The organism is Mesorhizobium sp. WSM4846, assembly GCF_055811415.1.
The window spans coordinates 1-16,143 of the sequence record NZ_JBVVPZ010000028.1; the positions used below are offsets into that span (position 1 = coordinate 1).

General features: G+C 59.0%; 15 protein-coding genes and 2 pseudogenes. 14 read left to right on the top strand and 3 right to left on the bottom strand.

Annotation, left to right across the window (positions count from 1 at the left end):
• Positions 1-228 precede the first annotated feature (228 nt).
• From AC0L15_RS21705 to AC0L15_RS21740, 8 genes and pseudogenes are all read left to right on the top strand, one after another.
• On the top strand, positions 229-837 hold the full coding sequence (locus AC0L15_RS21705; RefSeq protein WP_287062397.1) for an SIS domain-containing protein: 609 nt from the start codon (positions 229-231) through the stop codon (positions 835-837).
• Complete coding sequence (locus AC0L15_RS21710) at positions 834-2,102, top strand: HAD-IIIA family hydrolase (protein WP_473496986.1); 1,269 nt, start codon at positions 834-836, stop codon at positions 2,100-2,102. The genes AC0L15_RS21705 and AC0L15_RS21710 overlap by 4 nt, the downstream gene beginning before the upstream one ends.
• Positions 2,095-3,150, top strand: a complete 1,056-nt coding sequence (locus AC0L15_RS21715) for an NAD-dependent epimerase/dehydratase family protein (RefSeq protein WP_287062402.1) — start codon at positions 2,095-2,097, stop codon at positions 3,148-3,150. Before AC0L15_RS21710 ends, AC0L15_RS21715 begins: the two co-directional genes overlap by 8 nt.
• 33 nt (positions 3,151-3,183) lie before the next feature.
• Positions 3,184-4,266: a GHMP family kinase ATP-binding protein gene (locus tag AC0L15_RS21720; protein ID WP_287062403.1), complete on the top strand. Its 1,083-nt coding sequence runs from the start codon at positions 3,184-3,186 to the stop codon at positions 4,264-4,266.
• Between the two features lie 103 nt (positions 4,267-4,369).
• Positions 4,370-4,903, top strand: a complete 534-nt coding sequence (gene rfbC, locus AC0L15_RS21725; protein ID WP_128246355.1) for a dTDP-4-dehydrorhamnose 3,5-epimerase — start codon at positions 4,370-4,372, stop codon at positions 4,901-4,903.
• 46 nt (positions 4,904-4,949) lie between these two features.
• Positions 4,950-6,287, top strand: a complete 1,338-nt coding sequence (locus AC0L15_RS21730) for an NAD(P)H-dependent oxidoreductase (protein WP_287250466.1) — start codon at positions 4,950-4,952, stop codon at positions 6,285-6,287.
• 325 nt (positions 6,288-6,612) lie between these two features.
• Complete coding sequence (gmd, locus tag AC0L15_RS21735; protein WP_287250464.1) at positions 6,613-7,683, top strand: GDP-mannose 4,6-dehydratase; 1,071 nt, start codon at positions 6,613-6,615, stop codon at positions 7,681-7,683.
• Between the two features lie 15 nt (positions 7,684-7,698).
• A pseudogene (locus tag AC0L15_RS21740) lies at positions 7,699-8,652 on the top strand (GDP-L-fucose synthase family protein).
• Between the two features lie 349 nt (positions 8,653-9,001).
• Here the strand turns inward: AC0L15_RS21740 and AC0L15_RS21745 are convergent.
• Both AC0L15_RS21745 and AC0L15_RS21750 read right to left on the bottom strand, forming a co-directional pair.
• A pseudogene (locus AC0L15_RS21745) lies at positions 9,002-9,115 on the bottom strand (hypothetical protein); the annotation flags it as partial.
• 1,132 nt (positions 9,116-10,247) lie between these two features.
• Positions 10,248-10,574, bottom strand: coding sequence for a transposase-like zinc-binding domain-containing protein (locus tag AC0L15_RS21750; protein ID WP_473497044.1), 327 nt, complete (start codon positions 10,572-10,574; stop codon positions 10,248-10,250).
• A gap of 761 nt (positions 10,575-11,335) precedes the next feature.
• Here AC0L15_RS21750 and AC0L15_RS21755 point away from each other — a divergent pair.
• A complete protein-coding gene (locus tag AC0L15_RS21755; RefSeq protein ID WP_287250463.1) occupies positions 11,336-11,602 on the top strand; it encodes a helix-turn-helix domain-containing protein in 267 nt (88 codons plus the stop codon).
• Positions 11,602-11,904 carry a DUF6894 family protein gene (locus AC0L15_RS21760; protein ID WP_174654362.1) on the top strand — a complete coding sequence of 101 codons (303 nt, stop codon included), beginning with the start codon at positions 11,602-11,604 and terminating at the stop codon, positions 11,902-11,904. The genes AC0L15_RS21755 and AC0L15_RS21760 overlap by 1 nt, the downstream gene beginning before the upstream one ends.
• 865 nt (positions 11,905-12,769) lie before the next feature.
• Here the strand turns inward: AC0L15_RS21760 and AC0L15_RS21765 are convergent.
• Positions 12,770-12,958 (bottom strand): KTSC domain-containing protein, encoded by a 189-nt coding sequence (locus tag AC0L15_RS21765; RefSeq protein WP_287246584.1) that lies wholly within the window; start codon positions 12,956-12,958, stop codon positions 12,770-12,772.
• 373 nt (positions 12,959-13,331) lie between these two features.
• Here AC0L15_RS21765 and AC0L15_RS21770 point away from each other — a divergent pair, with 373 nt between their 5' ends.
• The 4 genes from AC0L15_RS21770 (at position 13,332) to AC0L15_RS21785 (ending at position 16,113) form a co-directional block, all read left to right on the top strand.
• Entirely contained in the window at positions 13,332-13,742 is a 411-nt protein-coding gene (locus AC0L15_RS21770; RefSeq protein ID WP_287246583.1) for a PDDEXK family nuclease, read from the top strand.
• Entirely contained in the window at positions 13,687-14,196 is a 510-nt protein-coding gene (locus AC0L15_RS21775) for a hypothetical protein (RefSeq protein ID WP_287246582.1), read from the top strand. The genes AC0L15_RS21770 and AC0L15_RS21775 overlap by 56 nt, the downstream gene beginning before the upstream one ends.
• Positions 14,197-14,607: 411 nt before the next feature.
• Positions 14,608-14,856, top strand: coding sequence for a hypothetical protein (locus AC0L15_RS21780; protein WP_287246581.1), 249 nt, complete (start codon positions 14,608-14,610; stop codon positions 14,854-14,856).
• 354 nt (positions 14,857-15,210) lie between these two features.
• Positions 15,211-16,113, top strand: a complete 903-nt coding sequence (locus AC0L15_RS21785) for a site-specific DNA-methyltransferase (RefSeq protein WP_287246580.1) — start codon at positions 15,211-15,213, stop codon at positions 16,111-16,113.
• The last annotated feature ends 30 nt before the right edge of the window (positions 16,114-16,143 follow it).

Sequence of the window (16,143 nt, forward strand, 5' to 3'; positions counted from 1 at the left end):
CCTGCTCGACGGCGCGACGGGCTGCGCATTTCATGCGCTCTTTCGGCACCACGGAGAGAACAAAGGATATTCCTTTTGGCTACCTCCGGTGAGCGCGCCGCCCGCCAGCTTCCCGTTCGGAATAGCAATTGAACTCGAAGTGCTCGCACGCTGTGATGATGGCTCACCTATTGCAGCAATCGAGGTGACAGAGCTCGCGATCGATCAGGGAGTGGTGGGATGTTGCAAATGTTCGCGGATGATGCCCTCTGGTTGCAGCCTAAGGATTTCACGCAGGATTATCTGGCATCGCTGTGCATCGCATTGGCGCAGATCGATACGGATGCCGTGCAGGAGGCGATACAGATGCTGCGCGCCGTACGCGATGCGGGCGGCACAGTCTTCGTCGCCGGCAACGGCGGCAGCGCAGCGACCGCCTCCCACTGGGTCAATGACCTCGGTAAGGCCACGAAGCGCTCGGGAAGGCAGCCAATCCGGGTCATGGGCCTGACAGACAACGTCTCCTGGATGACGGCGCTCGGCAATGACGAAGGCTACGAGCGTATCTTTGCCGGCCAGATGGAGAACTTCGCCAAGCCGGGTGACGTGCTCATAGTGATTTCAGCCAGCGGGAACTCGCTTAATCTCGTGCGGGCAGTCGAACTCGCTCGCGAAAGGAAGGTAGCCACGATCGGCATTGTCGGTTTTGACGGCGGCACGCTTAAAGAGCTCGTCGATCAGCCAGTATGGGTGCGGTCTGAAAAAGGCACCTACGAACTCGTCGAGGACGCCCACGCCGCGATCTGTCATGCCATCACGCGATACCTCGTCGCCGACCGACCGGAGCGCGGTCAATGAATATTGTCCTGCCGAGCTCTCCCTGCCTGCAAAACGCAGATGTCGAGGGCCGCACCTACAGCCGGCCGCGCCAAGCGGTCATCCTGGCCGGCGGGCGTGGCACGCGCATGCGGCCGATCACACTCGACCGCCCGAAACCAATGGTGCCGGTGCTCGGCCGCCCTTTTTTGGAATACCAGATCGAACAGCTGCGGCAGGAGGGGTTCGAAAGGGTTCTTCTTCTACTCGGGTATTTGCCCCATGTGGTGATGGACCACTTCGGCGACGGCAGCAGGTTGGGCCTCAGTATCGAATATGCCGTCACCCGTCCCGACGACCTCACCAGCAGCCGGGTATCAAATGCCCGTCACCTCATAGATCCCTGCTTCCTGCTGCTGTATTGTGACAATTACTGGCCGATGCGCATGGAGCGGCTGTGGCAACGCTTCTGTGCGGCCGGCAAGCCTGGAATGATCACCGTCTACAGCAACAAGGACGGCTATTCACGCGGCAGCGTGATCCTTGATGCGGACGACAATGTGACCGTCTTCGACCGGCTCCGCACCACGCCCGGGCTGCAGGGAGTCGAGATCAGCTATGCCATACTGACCGATCTCGCCCTCGAACTCCTGCCCGACGAGGACACCCTCTTCGAGGAGGCCATCTACACCCCGCTCGCGACGCAGCATCGCCTCGCCGCCTTCGTGAGCGAGCACCGCTATTACAGCGTGGGCTCGATCGAGCGTCTACCCGCGACGGAGCGCTTTATGAGGCGCGAAAAAACCATGCTCGTAGATAGGGACGGCGTACTCAACTGCAGACCGCCACGGGCTCAATATGTGTGTTCATGGGACCAGTGGGAGTGGGTTCCGGGTGCAAAGCAGGCGTTGGCCCTTCTGAACGAGGCCGGCTACCGCATAGTCGTCATCTCGAACCAGGCAGGGATAGCGCGCGGAGCGATGACCGCCGCTGATCTCGAGGCGCTTCACCAGCGCATGTGCGCCGAGTCCGAAGCCGTCGGCGGCAAGATCGCGGAGATCTACCACTGCCCACACGGCTGGGACGACGGCTGCGACTGCCGCAAGCCCAAACCCGGCATGCTGTATCAGGCACAGCGCGACTTTGATCTCGACCTCACACGCACACTCTTTGTCGGCGATGACGATCGTGACCGTCAAGCGGCCGAAGCCGCGGACTGCCTATATGCGCAAGTAAGCGAGCAATGCTCGCTTCTGGACCTCACCCGTCAACTCCTTTCGAAAGCGGAGCAGGGCAGACATGAATGAACCAACACGCGTTCTCGTCACCGGACACAATGGATATCTCGGTTCTGTCATGGTGCCCGTGTTGCAGAGGGCGGGCTATGAGGTGGTCGGGCTGGACATGGGATATTTTCATGCGTGCACCCTGGGAGCCGACAATACCAGTGTGCCCGAGATCACAAAGGATCTGCGCGCCATCGAACCCCCGGATCTCCAGGGCTTTGACGCGGTGATCCATCTGGCGGCACTCTCGAACGACCCGATCGGAAATCTGAACGCGGATTGGACGAGGCAGATCAATGCGCAAGGGACAGTTCGTCTGGCCACGATGGCCAAGGCGGCGGGCATCCGGCGGTTCCTATTTTCCTCCTCCTGCATCATGTATGGCATGTCGAAAGCCGCCGTCGTCGACGAAACCGCCCCGCTGGCGCCGCAAACAGAGTACGCAAGATCGAAGGCTGTTGCCGAAGAAGCGCTGCGCGCGCTGGCGGACGACCGGTTCTCGCCCGTCTATTGCCGCAACGGCACCGTCTATGGTCTCTCGCCGCGAATGCGCTTCGACACCGTGCTGAACAATTTCATGGGCAGCGCCTTCACAACTGGACGTGTCGAAGTCCATAGCGATGGCACGCCATGGCGGCCCGTGGTTCATGTCCAGGATGTCGCGCGCTATTTCAAATTGATGCTGGAGGCGCCGCTACAGGACATCCACAATGAGGCGTTCAACATGGGTGTTGAAAGCCTCAATCTTCAGGTGCGCGAGATAGCAGAGATCGCCGTTGAGGCCGTCCCCGGCGCGCAGCTCACAATGACACCGAAGCCGGGCGCGGACCAAAGGACCTACAAGGCGGACTTCAGCAAGTTCTCACGGACCTTCCCGGATTTCGAGTTTCAGTCGACGGCGCGAAAGGGAGCGCAGGAGCTTTACGAGGCGTTCCGCTCGATCGCACTTAGATTTGAAGACTTTACCGACAAGCGCTTCACGCGGCTGCGCTGGCTCGACCATTTGCTCAAGGCGGGGATGCTCGATGATCAGCTGCGCTGGCGAACCGCACAGCCGCGTGTTGCCTAATTTTCATTCCGTTGATTTTCGTGAGGGCAAAATATGGAACAGCTAGACGATACCAAAACCGTGGAGCGCCGCTCAGGACTGGACCTTCCGACCATCATCGACCGCGCTGCACAGCGTCTACCGTCTCTCGTCCTGACGCGCACTCCTTTGCGCGTCAGTTTTGCTGGCGGCGGTACCGACCTGCCCGATTTCTACAATCTCGATTGCGGCGCGGTCTTCAGCGCGGCAGTGGACAAGTACATCTATGTCACCGTCAAGCGTCACAGCGAGATCTTTAATGAACCCATCCGCTTGAACTATTCACAGACAGAGCAGGTAAACACCATTGGGGAGATCAAGAACAACATCGCTCGCGAATGCCTGCGTTTCCTGGAGATCGAACCGCCGATTTACATCTCGACGGTCGGAGACATGCCGGCCTCGACGGGCATGGGGGGGTCGAGCTCGTTCACGGTGGGACTGCTCAACGCCCTGCATGCATTCCGGGGAGAACGTGTCACCCCTGGCCAACTCGCCGAAGAGGCATGTCACATCGAGATGCACATCCTCAAGGAGCCGATTGGCAAGCAGGACCAGTATGCCGCCGCGTTCGGGGGCATGAACCTGTTCCGCTTCCAGCCTGGCGGCGCGGTAACGGTCGAGCCGCAGCGGGTGCGCAATGGCGCCGTCGAACATCTCTTCAGCAACCTGATGATGTTCTGGACATCGCATCAGCGACCGGCCAGTTCCGTGCTGGCAGAGCAGAAGGCGAACACGTCAAGCAATCTCGATACGCTCAGGCGGATGCGGGACGATGCCTTCATGCTTCAGGAGATCTTTTCGGAGCCCGTCATCGACATAGAACGCTTCGGTGCCGTCCTTCACGCAGGGTGGGAGATGAAGCGGAGTTTGGCGTCCCGCGTGAGTAACGCGGCGATCAATGGCCACTACGACCTCGCCAGGGACGCAGGTGCGGAAGGCGGCAAGCTGTGCGGCGCCGGCGGCGGCGGGTTCCTTATGTTCGCGGTCAAGCCGGAACGCCGGGAAAGCGTAAGACGCGCACTTTCACACCTAGCCTATGTGCCTATCGGCTATGAAGTCCACGGCTCGCGGCTCTTGCATCCGGCGCAAGTCTAATGCCGTCCCGCGATCGCACAAGCGGATCGCCGGCGCGAGCAACCATCAGGAGAGCGTCGGAGATGCGACCCGACGTAACACTCATTTGATCAATGGATCTACGATGGTTTTCACAAAGACCGATATTCCCGGCGCCACCCTGGTGGAACTGCAGAAATTCGAAGACGAGCGGGGCTTTTTCGCTCGCGGCTGGTGTTCGCGGGAATTTGCCGAGCAGGGACTTCCGGATCATGTCGTGCAGATGAATATTTCATACAACAGGCACAAGCATACACTGCGCGGCTTCCATTACCAGCTGGCTCCCCATGGCGAGGACAAGATGCTTCGCTGCATCCGGGGCAGTCTGTACGACGTGCTGATCGACCTGCGGCCCGAGTCGCCCACCTATAAGCAGCACCTCACTGTGGAACTTTCCGCGGCGAACCAACGGATGCTGGTGATACCGAAGGGCTGCGCGAACGCCTTTCTCACCATTGAGGACCACACCGAGGCCACGTATCTCGTCTCCGAATTCTATGCACCGGCAGCCGAACGCGGTGTTCGTTGGAACGATTCTGCTTTCGCCGTGAAGTGGCCAGTGGGTGAGCCGGCGGTGATCTCAGATAAGGACCGAACTTGGCCGGACTACGCCGAATGACCTTTCTCGGCGACGAACTTGCGGGAGCGCTACAGAGGAGACGCAAATGTTCATCGTCGACCGGGCGTTGGAGTTGCTCCAGGCTGAGGGGCGTCCAATTCGCGTGGGTATGGTGGGGGCCGGTTTCATGGCCCGAGGCATCGCGATGCAGATGCTGCGATATGTTCCGGGCATGGAACTCGTAGCCATTTCCAACAGACACGTGGAAAAGGCGCGAGAGGCCTATGCCGCTGCAGGCGCGGACGATGTGACGGAGGCGACCAGCACCAAAGCGCTTGAGGATCTCGTGGCCCGCGGCCGCCGCGCGATCACGGCGGACCCGATGCACATTTGCGACGCCGAAGGCATCGACATCGTCGTCGAGGCGACGGGCGCGGTCGAGTTCGCTGCCCACGTCACAATGCAGGCGATCCGGCACGGCAAGCATGTCGCCCTGATGAATGCCGAACTCGACGGCACGATCGGCCCAATCCTGAAAGTGTATGCCGACCAGGCAGGCGTGGTCCTCACCAATGTGGAGGGGGATCAGCCGGGCGTCATCATGAACCTCTACCGTTGGGTCAGGGGCCTGGGCATACGTCCCGTGCTTTGCGGGAACATCAAGGGCCTGCACGATCCCTACCGAAATCCGACGACCCAGGAGGGATTTGCCAAGAAGTGGGGGATGAAGGCCCCGATGGTCACCTCCTTCGCGGACGGCACGAAGATCTCATTCGAGAACGCCATCGTCGCCAACGCCACAGGCATGCTGGTTGCCAAGCGCGGCATGTACGGGCCTGTGGTCGAGCCCGGGACCCCGATCCAGGAGGCGGTCGGCTGGTATCCGCTCAATCAGCTCCTCGAGGGGCCGGGGATAGTTGATTATTGTGTCGGCGCCATGCCCAACCCTGGCGTCTTCGTTCTTGGCACCACAGAGAATGCCGTCGAGAAACACTATCTGTCACTCTACAAGATGGGCCCCGGGCCGCTCTACTGCTTCTATTGGCCTTATCATCTATGTCATTTCGAGGTGCCCTTCACAGTGGCGAGGGCCGCGATCTTCCGCGATGCTGCGATTGCGCCCCTGGGCGCACCAACCGTTGACGTGGTGGCCGCCGCCAAGCGGGACCTTAGTGCCGGAGAGATCCTCGATGGCCTCGGACATTACATGACCTATGGCCTCTGCGAGAACGCGCGGACGGTGCACGCCGAGCGGCTGGTGCCGATCGGGCTCGCCGAGGGCTGCCGACTGCTGCGCGACGTCAAGCGCGACGAGGTGCTCGGCTATGACGACATCGAGCTTCCGATAGGGCGGCTGTGCGACGCGCTGCGCCGAGCGCAGGATCTTGTCTTCTTCCGCACCTCTGCCGCGTCACCGCAGCGCGAGGTTCTTACAACCGCTTAGTTAGCGGGATGTTCCGCAGACCGAGCCCGAGGAGGTTCGAGATGGCCGAACCGATGGCGCGAACGCTATCCGACTTCCATTACCTGAAGCATGCCGCCGCGCTCGCGGCGGGCGGCTACGTCCGACGAGGCTAGCCAAGCAGAAGGGGACGCACGGGAAGTAGCTGTGACGGGCATTGAGCGGTGGGATTACCTCCGTTTGGTGGCGTGCCTCCCACAATGACACTCTGGTCGAACAAAGCGCTTTCGCCTTTCATTTGAGGAGTGCGGGGGCGGACCGTAGGTCGACGGCGCCACCACAGCCCTCAACGATTGGATGGGACACGATGACAGATCGCATTGCGCTCATTACTGGTGTGACCGGTCAGGACGGTGCCTACCTTGCCAGACTGCTGCTGGAGAAAGGCTATACTGTCCACGGACTGAAACGCAGATCCTCCTCCTTCAATACCGAACGCATCGACGACATCTACGTCGATCCGCACGAACCGGACGCACGCTTCTTTCTCCACTACGCCGACCTGACCGATGCGACCAATCTCATTCGTATCATTCAGGAGACGCGCCCTACCGAAATCTACAATCTTGCGGCCCAAAGCCATGTCCAGGTAAGCTTCGAGACGCCGGAATATACCGGCAACGCCGATGCCCTTGGCACACTCAGGCTGCTTGAAGCCATACGCATCCTGAAGATGGAAGAGCGGGTGCGCTTTTATCAAGCGTCAACCTCCGAGCTGTTCGGCAAAGTCCAGGAGGTGCCCCAGACGGAGAAAACGCCGTTCTACCCGCGCTCTCCCTATGCGGCGGCCAAACTCTATGCCTATTGGATCACGATCAATTACCGTGAAGCGTACGGAATGTTCGCTTCCAATGGCATACTGTTTAATCATGAAGGCCCCACGCGCGGCGAGACGTTTGTGACCCGCAAGATCACACGTGCGGTTGCAGGTATCGAGCGAGGCTTTCAGTCCACCCTCTATCTTGGAAATCTGGACGCGAAACGCGACTGGGGGCATGCTCGCGACTATGTGGAGGGCATGTGGCGGATTCTTCTGCACGCCGAGCCTGACGACTTCGTCCTCGCCACCGGCGAAATCCATTCGGTGCGCGAGTTCGTGGAACGTGCCTTTCGGGCAATCGGCCGTGTCATCGTCTGGGAAGGTAAGGGGGTGGACGAGATCGGCCGGGATGGCAAGACAGGAGAGATCCTCGTCCGAGTCGACCCACGCCATTTCCGTCCGACGGACGTCGATCTCCTGATGGGAAATCCGGCGAAAGCCCGCTCAAAGCTCGGCTGGTCGCCTAAGACGACGTTCAGCGACCTCGTGGCGGAAATGGTGACCGCCGATCTGAAACGTCTGGAGCGAGAGACCTGGCACATGGACAGTAGCGTCTAGAGTGGGCCACCGGTCATGGACTACACTTATCGGCTCGACGCAAAACGCGTATTCGTGGCTGGCCACCGCGGCATGGTCGGCTCGGCTGTGGCGCGGCGATTGGAGGAGGAAAACTGCGAGGTCCTAATGGCTCCGCGCGACGTTCTCGACCTTCGAAATCAGGACGCCGTGTATCGCTGGAGAAACCAGGCCCGACGCCGTGGTCCTTGCAGCCGCAAAGGTCGGCGGGATTCTCGCCAACGATCGCTATCCGGCCGATTTCCTGCTCGACAACTTGCTGATCGAAACGAATGTCATCCACGCCGCGTTCCGGTGTGAGGTTGACAGACTGTTGTTCTTGGGCTCATCCTGCATCTACCCGAAGCTGGCGCAACAGCCGATACCGGAAGACGCGCTTCTCAGAGGCCCCTTGGAACCCACCAACGAGTGGTACGCTATCGCCAAGCTCGCCGGTCTCAAGCTGTGTCAGGCCTACCGCCGCCAGTACGGTGCCGATTATGTTTCGGCAATGCCCTGTAACCTATACGGTCCAGGCGACAACTTCGACCCGGAGAATAGCCACGTTGTCCCCGCAGTCATGCGCAGGACCCACGACGCGAAGATCGGGAGAGAACCGAGCCTGACGATCTGGGGGTCCGGCAGACCGAGACGCGAATTCCTCCACGTGGACGATGCCGCCGACGCCATTGTCCACATGCTCAAGACTTACTCTGCCGACGGCCACCTCAATGCCAGGATATCTCCATCCTGGACCTCGCAATGCTTATCGCCGACGTCATTGGCTTCACGGGAGAGATCCAAACGTACTCGGCAAAGCCAGACGGGACACCTTGCAAGCTGATGGACGTCAGAAAGCTGTTCGCAACCGGATGGCGACCAAAGTATACGCTTCGTGCAGGCCTGGAGCTGACATATGCCTGGTTCAAGTCGCACACCGATATTGGCGATCTGCGGCTGAAGGCCGTATAGGCGGTGAGGCGACGCCGGTCTACCGCACAAGACGTAGTGAAGCCGCCGATCACCGGAATCATCCATGGCTCACTGATCATCAGGAGATCGGAACAATCGCACGTGACCGCGGCGGCGGTTATGGCGAAGCGGCGGCGAAGGCGTTGCCGCACGCGATCCAGGTCGCAACAGGGTATCATTGTTGACCGGCACCACCAGCCGTTTGGCAATGCTCGTGGCCGGCCTGCCGCCGAGCGCCAGCCCAAATGGTGAAACGACACATTCCAGACACGAGGTCCGGCGGGATCTCTCCGCGACAACTCCGTCATCAAACCGTTCGGCAAATATCCGTCGTCGGCAGAGCGGTGGACTACAGACGAAGCGTCTTGCGACCAGTCGAAGCTCGATCTTCTTGCCACGGCAGGTCCGAAACCGTCCTGACATATTGGCTATGGACACGGCTCGATGACTTTCCGCACAGCGGACAAACCCGCTCTTTGACTCCAGCGCGCGCTCAAATCACGATCACGTCCTCGCCCTCGGCGGTACTCTCGAAGATTGATCCGGCCGGGATCAGGGACGACAAACGCAAAATGTTCGTCATGGTGCTGATTCCCCACAGAAAACAGGACCACGCCGTCATGCAAAATCATCGAATTTGAGTCAGACTCCCTATTCCACGCCGAAACACAGCAGAGTTAGCCAATCGGCTGGCCAGTCGCGCCCAGTCAGCGATCCGTTTCGGTCGTTTCGCGGCGAGCTGGCTGTGGCGCAGCCTGATCCAAAGCGGCCGTTCTTTGATGGATCGCGATCGTTAGCAACTAGGAGCCGTAGATGGTGATCGGCTCGTTCTCGAGGGCCTGGATAAGAAGTTGGAAACAGCCCAGCCATTTTGCGAATGCAATGCCGGAGCCGCAGACGGTTCGAGGCGCTGCGTCGGCAAACCAAGATCTCCGTCTCTTCGTTGCGTTCGATCGCTTTCGTCCCGTTTGCCATCAAAGAAGTTCTCCTGCAGCGCAGCAATACTGGCCATTGAACGCTGGCGGCGAGGCTCACGATAAGGCAGAGCCTCGCCCGTCAACCCGTCCTCGACCATTTCGGGACGGGATGGCCACCATTGAAGGCCACGCGCCATGGCCATGGATACAAATACAATTCCGACCCCTTCGCTCGTTCGTCACTGGCGGCTCGCCGCAGATCGGGCAACTGACCAGCGCGCAGGCGCCGATTCCGAATGAACCGATGGAAGTGACCATGAGCAATCAGGTCGCGAATTCGAACGCGACCGGATGGCATACGACTCTCGATAGCTCCACCCTTCGTCGATGCAGATGCAGATCGACGAGATGCAGCTCTATCAAAAGGCAAATAGCGGCGACACCGTCACGGGCCACCTCACTCCCCCGACGACTGGCACGACCGGGACCGAGACTGGGTCTGGGACCGGGACTGTTCCTCTTCCGGCGACACCAGCGATAGCACCTTGTACGGCACCAGCGGCGCCGATGTACTTAAGGCAACCGGTGCGCAAACGATGATCGGCTATGGAGCGCTTTGCCCAGCGCGTCAATCGGATCGTGCGCCATGAGAACGAATAAGGAACATTCCCTTGCTCGTCAAGACTGGCCGTGGGATTTTTCAAGCAATCTGAGTGAGACATTCCGATGAGCGACGAGCTGATCCGGCTTCCCGGTGCAATGGAGCCTTTCACGCGCCCCGAACCGAACGTGATTCCAAAGCCCCCGGCGGGCGCGTGGCCAAGTGTGCGTGCTTATGGAAGATCGAATCTTGTCGGGATAGGTAATCCGGATCTCGCGTCCGCATCCCTCGCACCGGTAACGGGAAACGCCCCGAAACCAGCTGCCGTTCTTGATGATGGTGAAGTTGCACTGCGGGCATAGGAAGGTCAGACCAACCGAGGAAAGCCTTTGAGAGAGACACATTGCAGGACTTCGCTTTGCGTGAGTTCTGTTGCGCTGAACGGCATCGTCTTCGCGCCAGCCCCACAACCTCGGACGGCCTCAAACGTTCCTTGATTGGGCTTCGGTCCCTGAAAGGTGGGAGCTAAGTCGGACCTTGCTATCGCAACGGACAGGGCTGGGTGCAGCCCGGGAACCGCGACTGCCGGCCGATGGTTGCTCGCCATGTGCTCACAGGAGGAGAGACATGGAGAATAGTGTCCACCAAGCTCGTTGGCTACTCGCTCCGGTGTTCGCCCTATCGATCACATTCCTGGCGATAGGAAGCATCATTAGCTAGGGGCCCAACTTGAGATCTGCGCAGCAAAGTCCCTTCCTGCGCTGATATGCGACCACCCGCCATTCCTCGATTTGGCGGGTGGTCTGCAGAAAAGAACGCTGTCCCGCAAGGTAGGCATCATCGGAGGAATGAACTCAAGCCGGCCGGGTCCGGCACTCACTCGTTTGCGCACAGGTTCGAGTCTAGGCTCATCCGATTTGATGGCTAGGGGAATGGACCATGACCATTTTACTAAATTAGCAATGATGCATGAAATGGCATATAATTCGCCCCAGCCGGTGAAACTAAACGGCCCCCACGCCCCCCGCTGGCTAGGCGCGGCGGCCCGATAGTCACCCCGAACTGCTATCGGGCCGTCCCCTTAGAAAAATCGCACGACGCTGCGATCTACCGGGAATGGGTCACCAACGTCGGGAGACGGGACGCCTACGCGCGTACGGCCCACATGTTATGCGAACTCATTGTGCGGTTGCGGTTTGCAGGACGCATTGAGGACCACGTCGCGGATTTACCGATCACCCAGGCAGCACTTGGTGATGCGGTGGGTTTGTCCGCGGTTCACGTGAACCGCACGCTTCAGGCGCTACGAGGTGACAGGCTGATCGCCACGTCAGGTACACAGTTGCGTGCTCTCGATTGGCCGGGTTTGGTTCAGGCAGGGGAATTCGATCCGACTTACCTGCACCAGAAGGACCGTGACGTGGCATTCTGATGACGGAAGCCGATATGCCAAGATATTTTTTTGATAGCGGCGATCACCAGCATCTCGTGGAAGACAACACGGGTCTGGAATGCGAGGGGATTGAGGCAGCGCGCAATGCAGCCGTCGAAGGATTGACTGAGCTGGCAAGAGACGAACTGAAAGGTCCCGATGGGCAGCAACTCATCATGGATATAAGGGACGAGAGTGGCAGAAAGGTTCTGAGGCTTAGCCTGTCCCTGGTGATCGAACCGCTTGAGGTAAATGCCGTCTCGCCGACATCCAACAAAGATGAACCTCGACGTCGCGGTTGATCTGACCAGGAGAGCGACATGGCCGACGACAAGAGCAAGCGAGACTTGCGCGATCGCAATCGCGTGTCCGCCGACAACGATTACGACGTGGAATATTTCGCTCGCGAGAATGGGTGTGACAATCGAGCAGGTCCGCGAGCTCATCAAGGCCAAGGGCACGATCGGGTCAGCCCTCATAGAGCCGCGAGGGCATTGCGGGAGCGGAATGAGGTACCGGACCAGCAACGAAGGCACGGGATTTTCGAGGCAAGGACCACGATCAGCCGATCAAGCCTGCGGCGGAGCATTACGAGCATTGCCCCATATGCGGACAGGATTTCGATATGCGCGATCTCGGCCAGGTGTTCATCATGCGAAGCCCGAGCATCAACCGCTGCAGCCTGTGAATTGAAAGTGTGCGACATATCCGGTGTTTCAACAGCGCGCACGCGAATGAGCCCGAGTTGGAGGAACCCCTCCTCCTCGGCAGCAGCCTCGAAGGCCTTCCTTACGTCGTCGGGCGTGAGCGCACATAGGCACGGCCCTACTGATGCCGCGCGAGCCGGTCCATGGGTGCGTTTGCTTCGGCCAAACTAGCCAGCGCTTGCTCGACTTTTTGAGCCGAGGCGTCAGTGCGCTTGATGTGCCGGATCATTTGCTGCCTCAACCGCGCGAGCCTTTCCGCGCGATATACGTCGCCGTATGTCGCAGTTTCAAGGTGGAGGGTCGCGAGCCTCATGGGCGACGATTCCGATTATCTAGCAGTAGAAATTCGCGAATCCGCCTTTCGTTCCGATGTCCGACCTTGCCCTCGCAAAAGCTGGCCGGACGGCCGCGACGAATGAGCCGCATCCCTGCCAAAAGAGAGATCGTCCGCTGATGCTGCTCAGTCGACCGCGGGTCCAACCAGACGGTAGCGGAAGTGATTTGGGATGTGCTCGTTGAAGTAGCGGCCCTTGGCAAAGGCGGCCTTGAACGCGGCAAAGGTCTCCGGCGGCAATTGCTCGGCGCGCGGCTCCTTGGACGCAGTGTGCTTGGCTAAGAGCCTGTTTGTAAATTCTGCTCCGACGACCAACTGATGGCGTTTTCTGCGCTTCCGGTGCTAACCGACCCAAATGTCCGCTGCGCTCCGGCTCTCGAAACCACTACCACATGACTCGCCGGAGCGACTTTCGAAACAGCTCTTAACAGCCAATTCGCTCGCCGGAAGAAATTGACACCGACAATTCGAGTTGACTGTTCCAACACAACGAGCGCAGGTCCATCTACAAATTGTTATGAACTTATCGGGATTTTTCGAAACGATATTTCGGAATGCTTCAATGATGACTTCCACCTTCATGACGACATGTTTCGATGGAGATCTTGAAATGAGTGCCTTATTATTTTCTGACTTCAATTCGACAGTTACCGAACCATTGGCCCGCCGATCTCTAATGTGAAACGCAATGCTTGCCTCAGGCCAAACGCCGGGGTCGAATGCTCTGTCGCAGCATGCTTATGACGAGCATTGGCTGCAAGACTTGCTGTTTCGGTATCCCGCCTTGATCGTGGCCAATCGCCTTGATGGCGGTGGGGGCGATGTCGTCCCAGTGTGCCGGGAACTCGCCATTCCTCGTGCAGCCGGGACAGTGTTCGCGGATATTCTGGGCGTGGCAAGGACCGGCCGACTGGTCATTATTGAATGCAAGCTTTGGCGCAATCCGCAGGCACGCCGCGAGGTATTGGCACAAATCGTCGAATATGCCGCCCTACTGCGCCGCTGGAGCTTTGGCGATCTGACCGCGAGGCCTGAAACGCAAGTTGGCCGTTGCAGAACAAAATCCGATCTTCGACCTGGCGAAGGCAAAGTGGCCTGAGCTTGAAGAGGCCCCTTTCGTCGATGCCGTAACGAGGTCACTGAAGCTCGGTGACTTTCAGCTCATTATCGCCGGAGATGGCATCCGCTCGGATACGCACGCGATTGCCGAGCATTTAAATTCGCAAGGCGCCGGCCTGGCGCAGCTGACATTGCTTGAGATCCAGCTTTGGCAGGCGGCCTCCGGAAACCTGGTTGTACTGCCTTCCGTGCCGCTACGCACCGAAGTTCTCCAGCAGAGGGTTTTCGTCGACGGCGGTGGCATGCCACTCCAACTGGCGGCTCCAGAAGGTGCCAACCCCCTCCTCGACGAAGCTATGGAAAGCGTTGTCGATCCGGAACGCGGCAGTCGGCGTAGCGTCAATCGTGTGTTCAACATGCCGACCAGTTGCCTGCGCGCCACGGCGGCGACAATTGGGTCAGGATTCCGCTACCCAAGCCGCTCGGGTGGATAACTGGCTTTCGCTCCACCGGCATCAAGGCTGAGGTCGGGCTGTTCCTGACGTTCAAACGATGAGGACGGGCAAATCCTTTTTGACGACTTCAACAGCGACATTGCAGGCATGCGTGCCGAAAGCGGGCTTGACCTGACTGTCAGGTTTAAATCCGTCGCACCATTTTATGCCGAGCTTGGACTGTTCAGGTCACGATCGGAATTTGCGGGCGACGAACAGCAACTCGACTGGCTCTGCGACAGGGCAAATCGATTTGTCTCCTTGGTCCGGCCGCGGCTCAGTGTGCTGACGGAGGCCGCCGAATGAAGAGGCTTCTCAAATGGGAACGGCAGGCCCTGAAGGGCGACTTCTCGGCGATGCCCACGCCATTCGACTGGGATCAGTCGGGCCGCTTTGCCCGTCACCGGAGGAATGAACCCCCTTGCCGACCTTGCCCTCACCATGTCGGCGCAGGCCCGCAAGACTGGCAAATGGGAAGGCAGTGCGCTGGATCTTTGGCTCTGCCTTTTCTTCCAGCATCGAGCACACCGCCACACAGGCTCCGAAGGCGGCGATCCGAATCTGGACGCGCTCTGTGAAACGCTACGTCTGGCACTCAGCCGGCTGACGCCGCATGAAGCCAGATCGTTGGCTTCGCGCCTCACCCAGAACGCGATCTAGGCAATGCGCTTTTGCCCTTGGGGCGCTCGATTTCCGACTTTGCTTGATCGATGAACTCTTTGAGCTTCCTGCTGTGCTAGCAGTGGAAACCGCCCGGAAGATAATTCCGATTGGTCAGAACAAAAAGAACCGCCGTATTTTCTAACTGCCTCAAAGACACCGACAAATTTTTTGCCGACCCATACTTGCACAAAATCGGTGATTTGTGAATCCCACCTCCAACCTCACTGATTCACCACCCTGTGAATTTCGGGTATAGCCGTTTTCGGTGGTTTTTTCGAATCGCTGATCCTGCGAGTTCTCTTGGACAAGCGCGTTGCCAGCTGCAAGGCGCATGGACATTCAGAGGATCTCATGGCCAGCAAAATCAACACCGTTTCGATCGACGCACTCATCTCCTACGCCAACAACGCAAGGACCCACTCAAAAAAGCAGATCAACCAGATAGCCAATAGCATCAAGAAATTCGGCTTCACCAACCCCGTTCTGGTCGATGAAAAAAACAACGTCCTAGCGGGTCATGGCCGTCTTGCCGCAGTTCGTCTAATAGGATGGAAGGAGGTGCCGACCCTTTCCATCACCCATCTCAGCGCTGCCGAAAAACGCGCCTATATCGTTGCCGACAACCGCCTCGCCGAGAAAGCCGGTTGGGACAAGCAGATCCTTGCCATTGAACTGCAGGCGCTGGTCGACCTCGGTTTCGACGTGGCGCTCACTGGCTTCGACATCCCTGAGGTCGATGTGATCATCGGCGAGTTCTCGCCGGACAATCGGGACGATGAGGTGGATGACGAGCCCGCTCTTCCAGAGAAATCGTCGGGACCAGCTGTAGCGCGGCCTGGCGACATGTTTCTCCTTGGCGATCATCGATTGCTTTGCGGCAACGCGCTTTCGGCAGAGGATTTCGAGACGTTGATGCAGGGCGAGAAAGCGTCCGTCTGTTTTACCGACCCACCCTACAATGTTCCGATCGGCGGACACGTCAGTGGTCTTGGCAAGACGAACCACCGGGAATTTGCCATGGCATCCGGCGAAATGTCTGACGACGAGTTCGCAAAATTCCTGGAGCAGTCGTTCTCACTGATTGCGGGTTCGTGCAAGCCGGGCGCGATCGCCTTCGTATGCATGGACTGGCGTCATATTGCGGAGACCACATTGGCAGGCAAACAAATATTCGGCGATCTGCTCAATCTGTGCGTCTGGAACAAGACCAATGCATCCGGATCATTCAGGTCCTGCTCGGGCACGCCAAGCTAAATAGCACCGCCCTCTACACCAAGGTTGCAA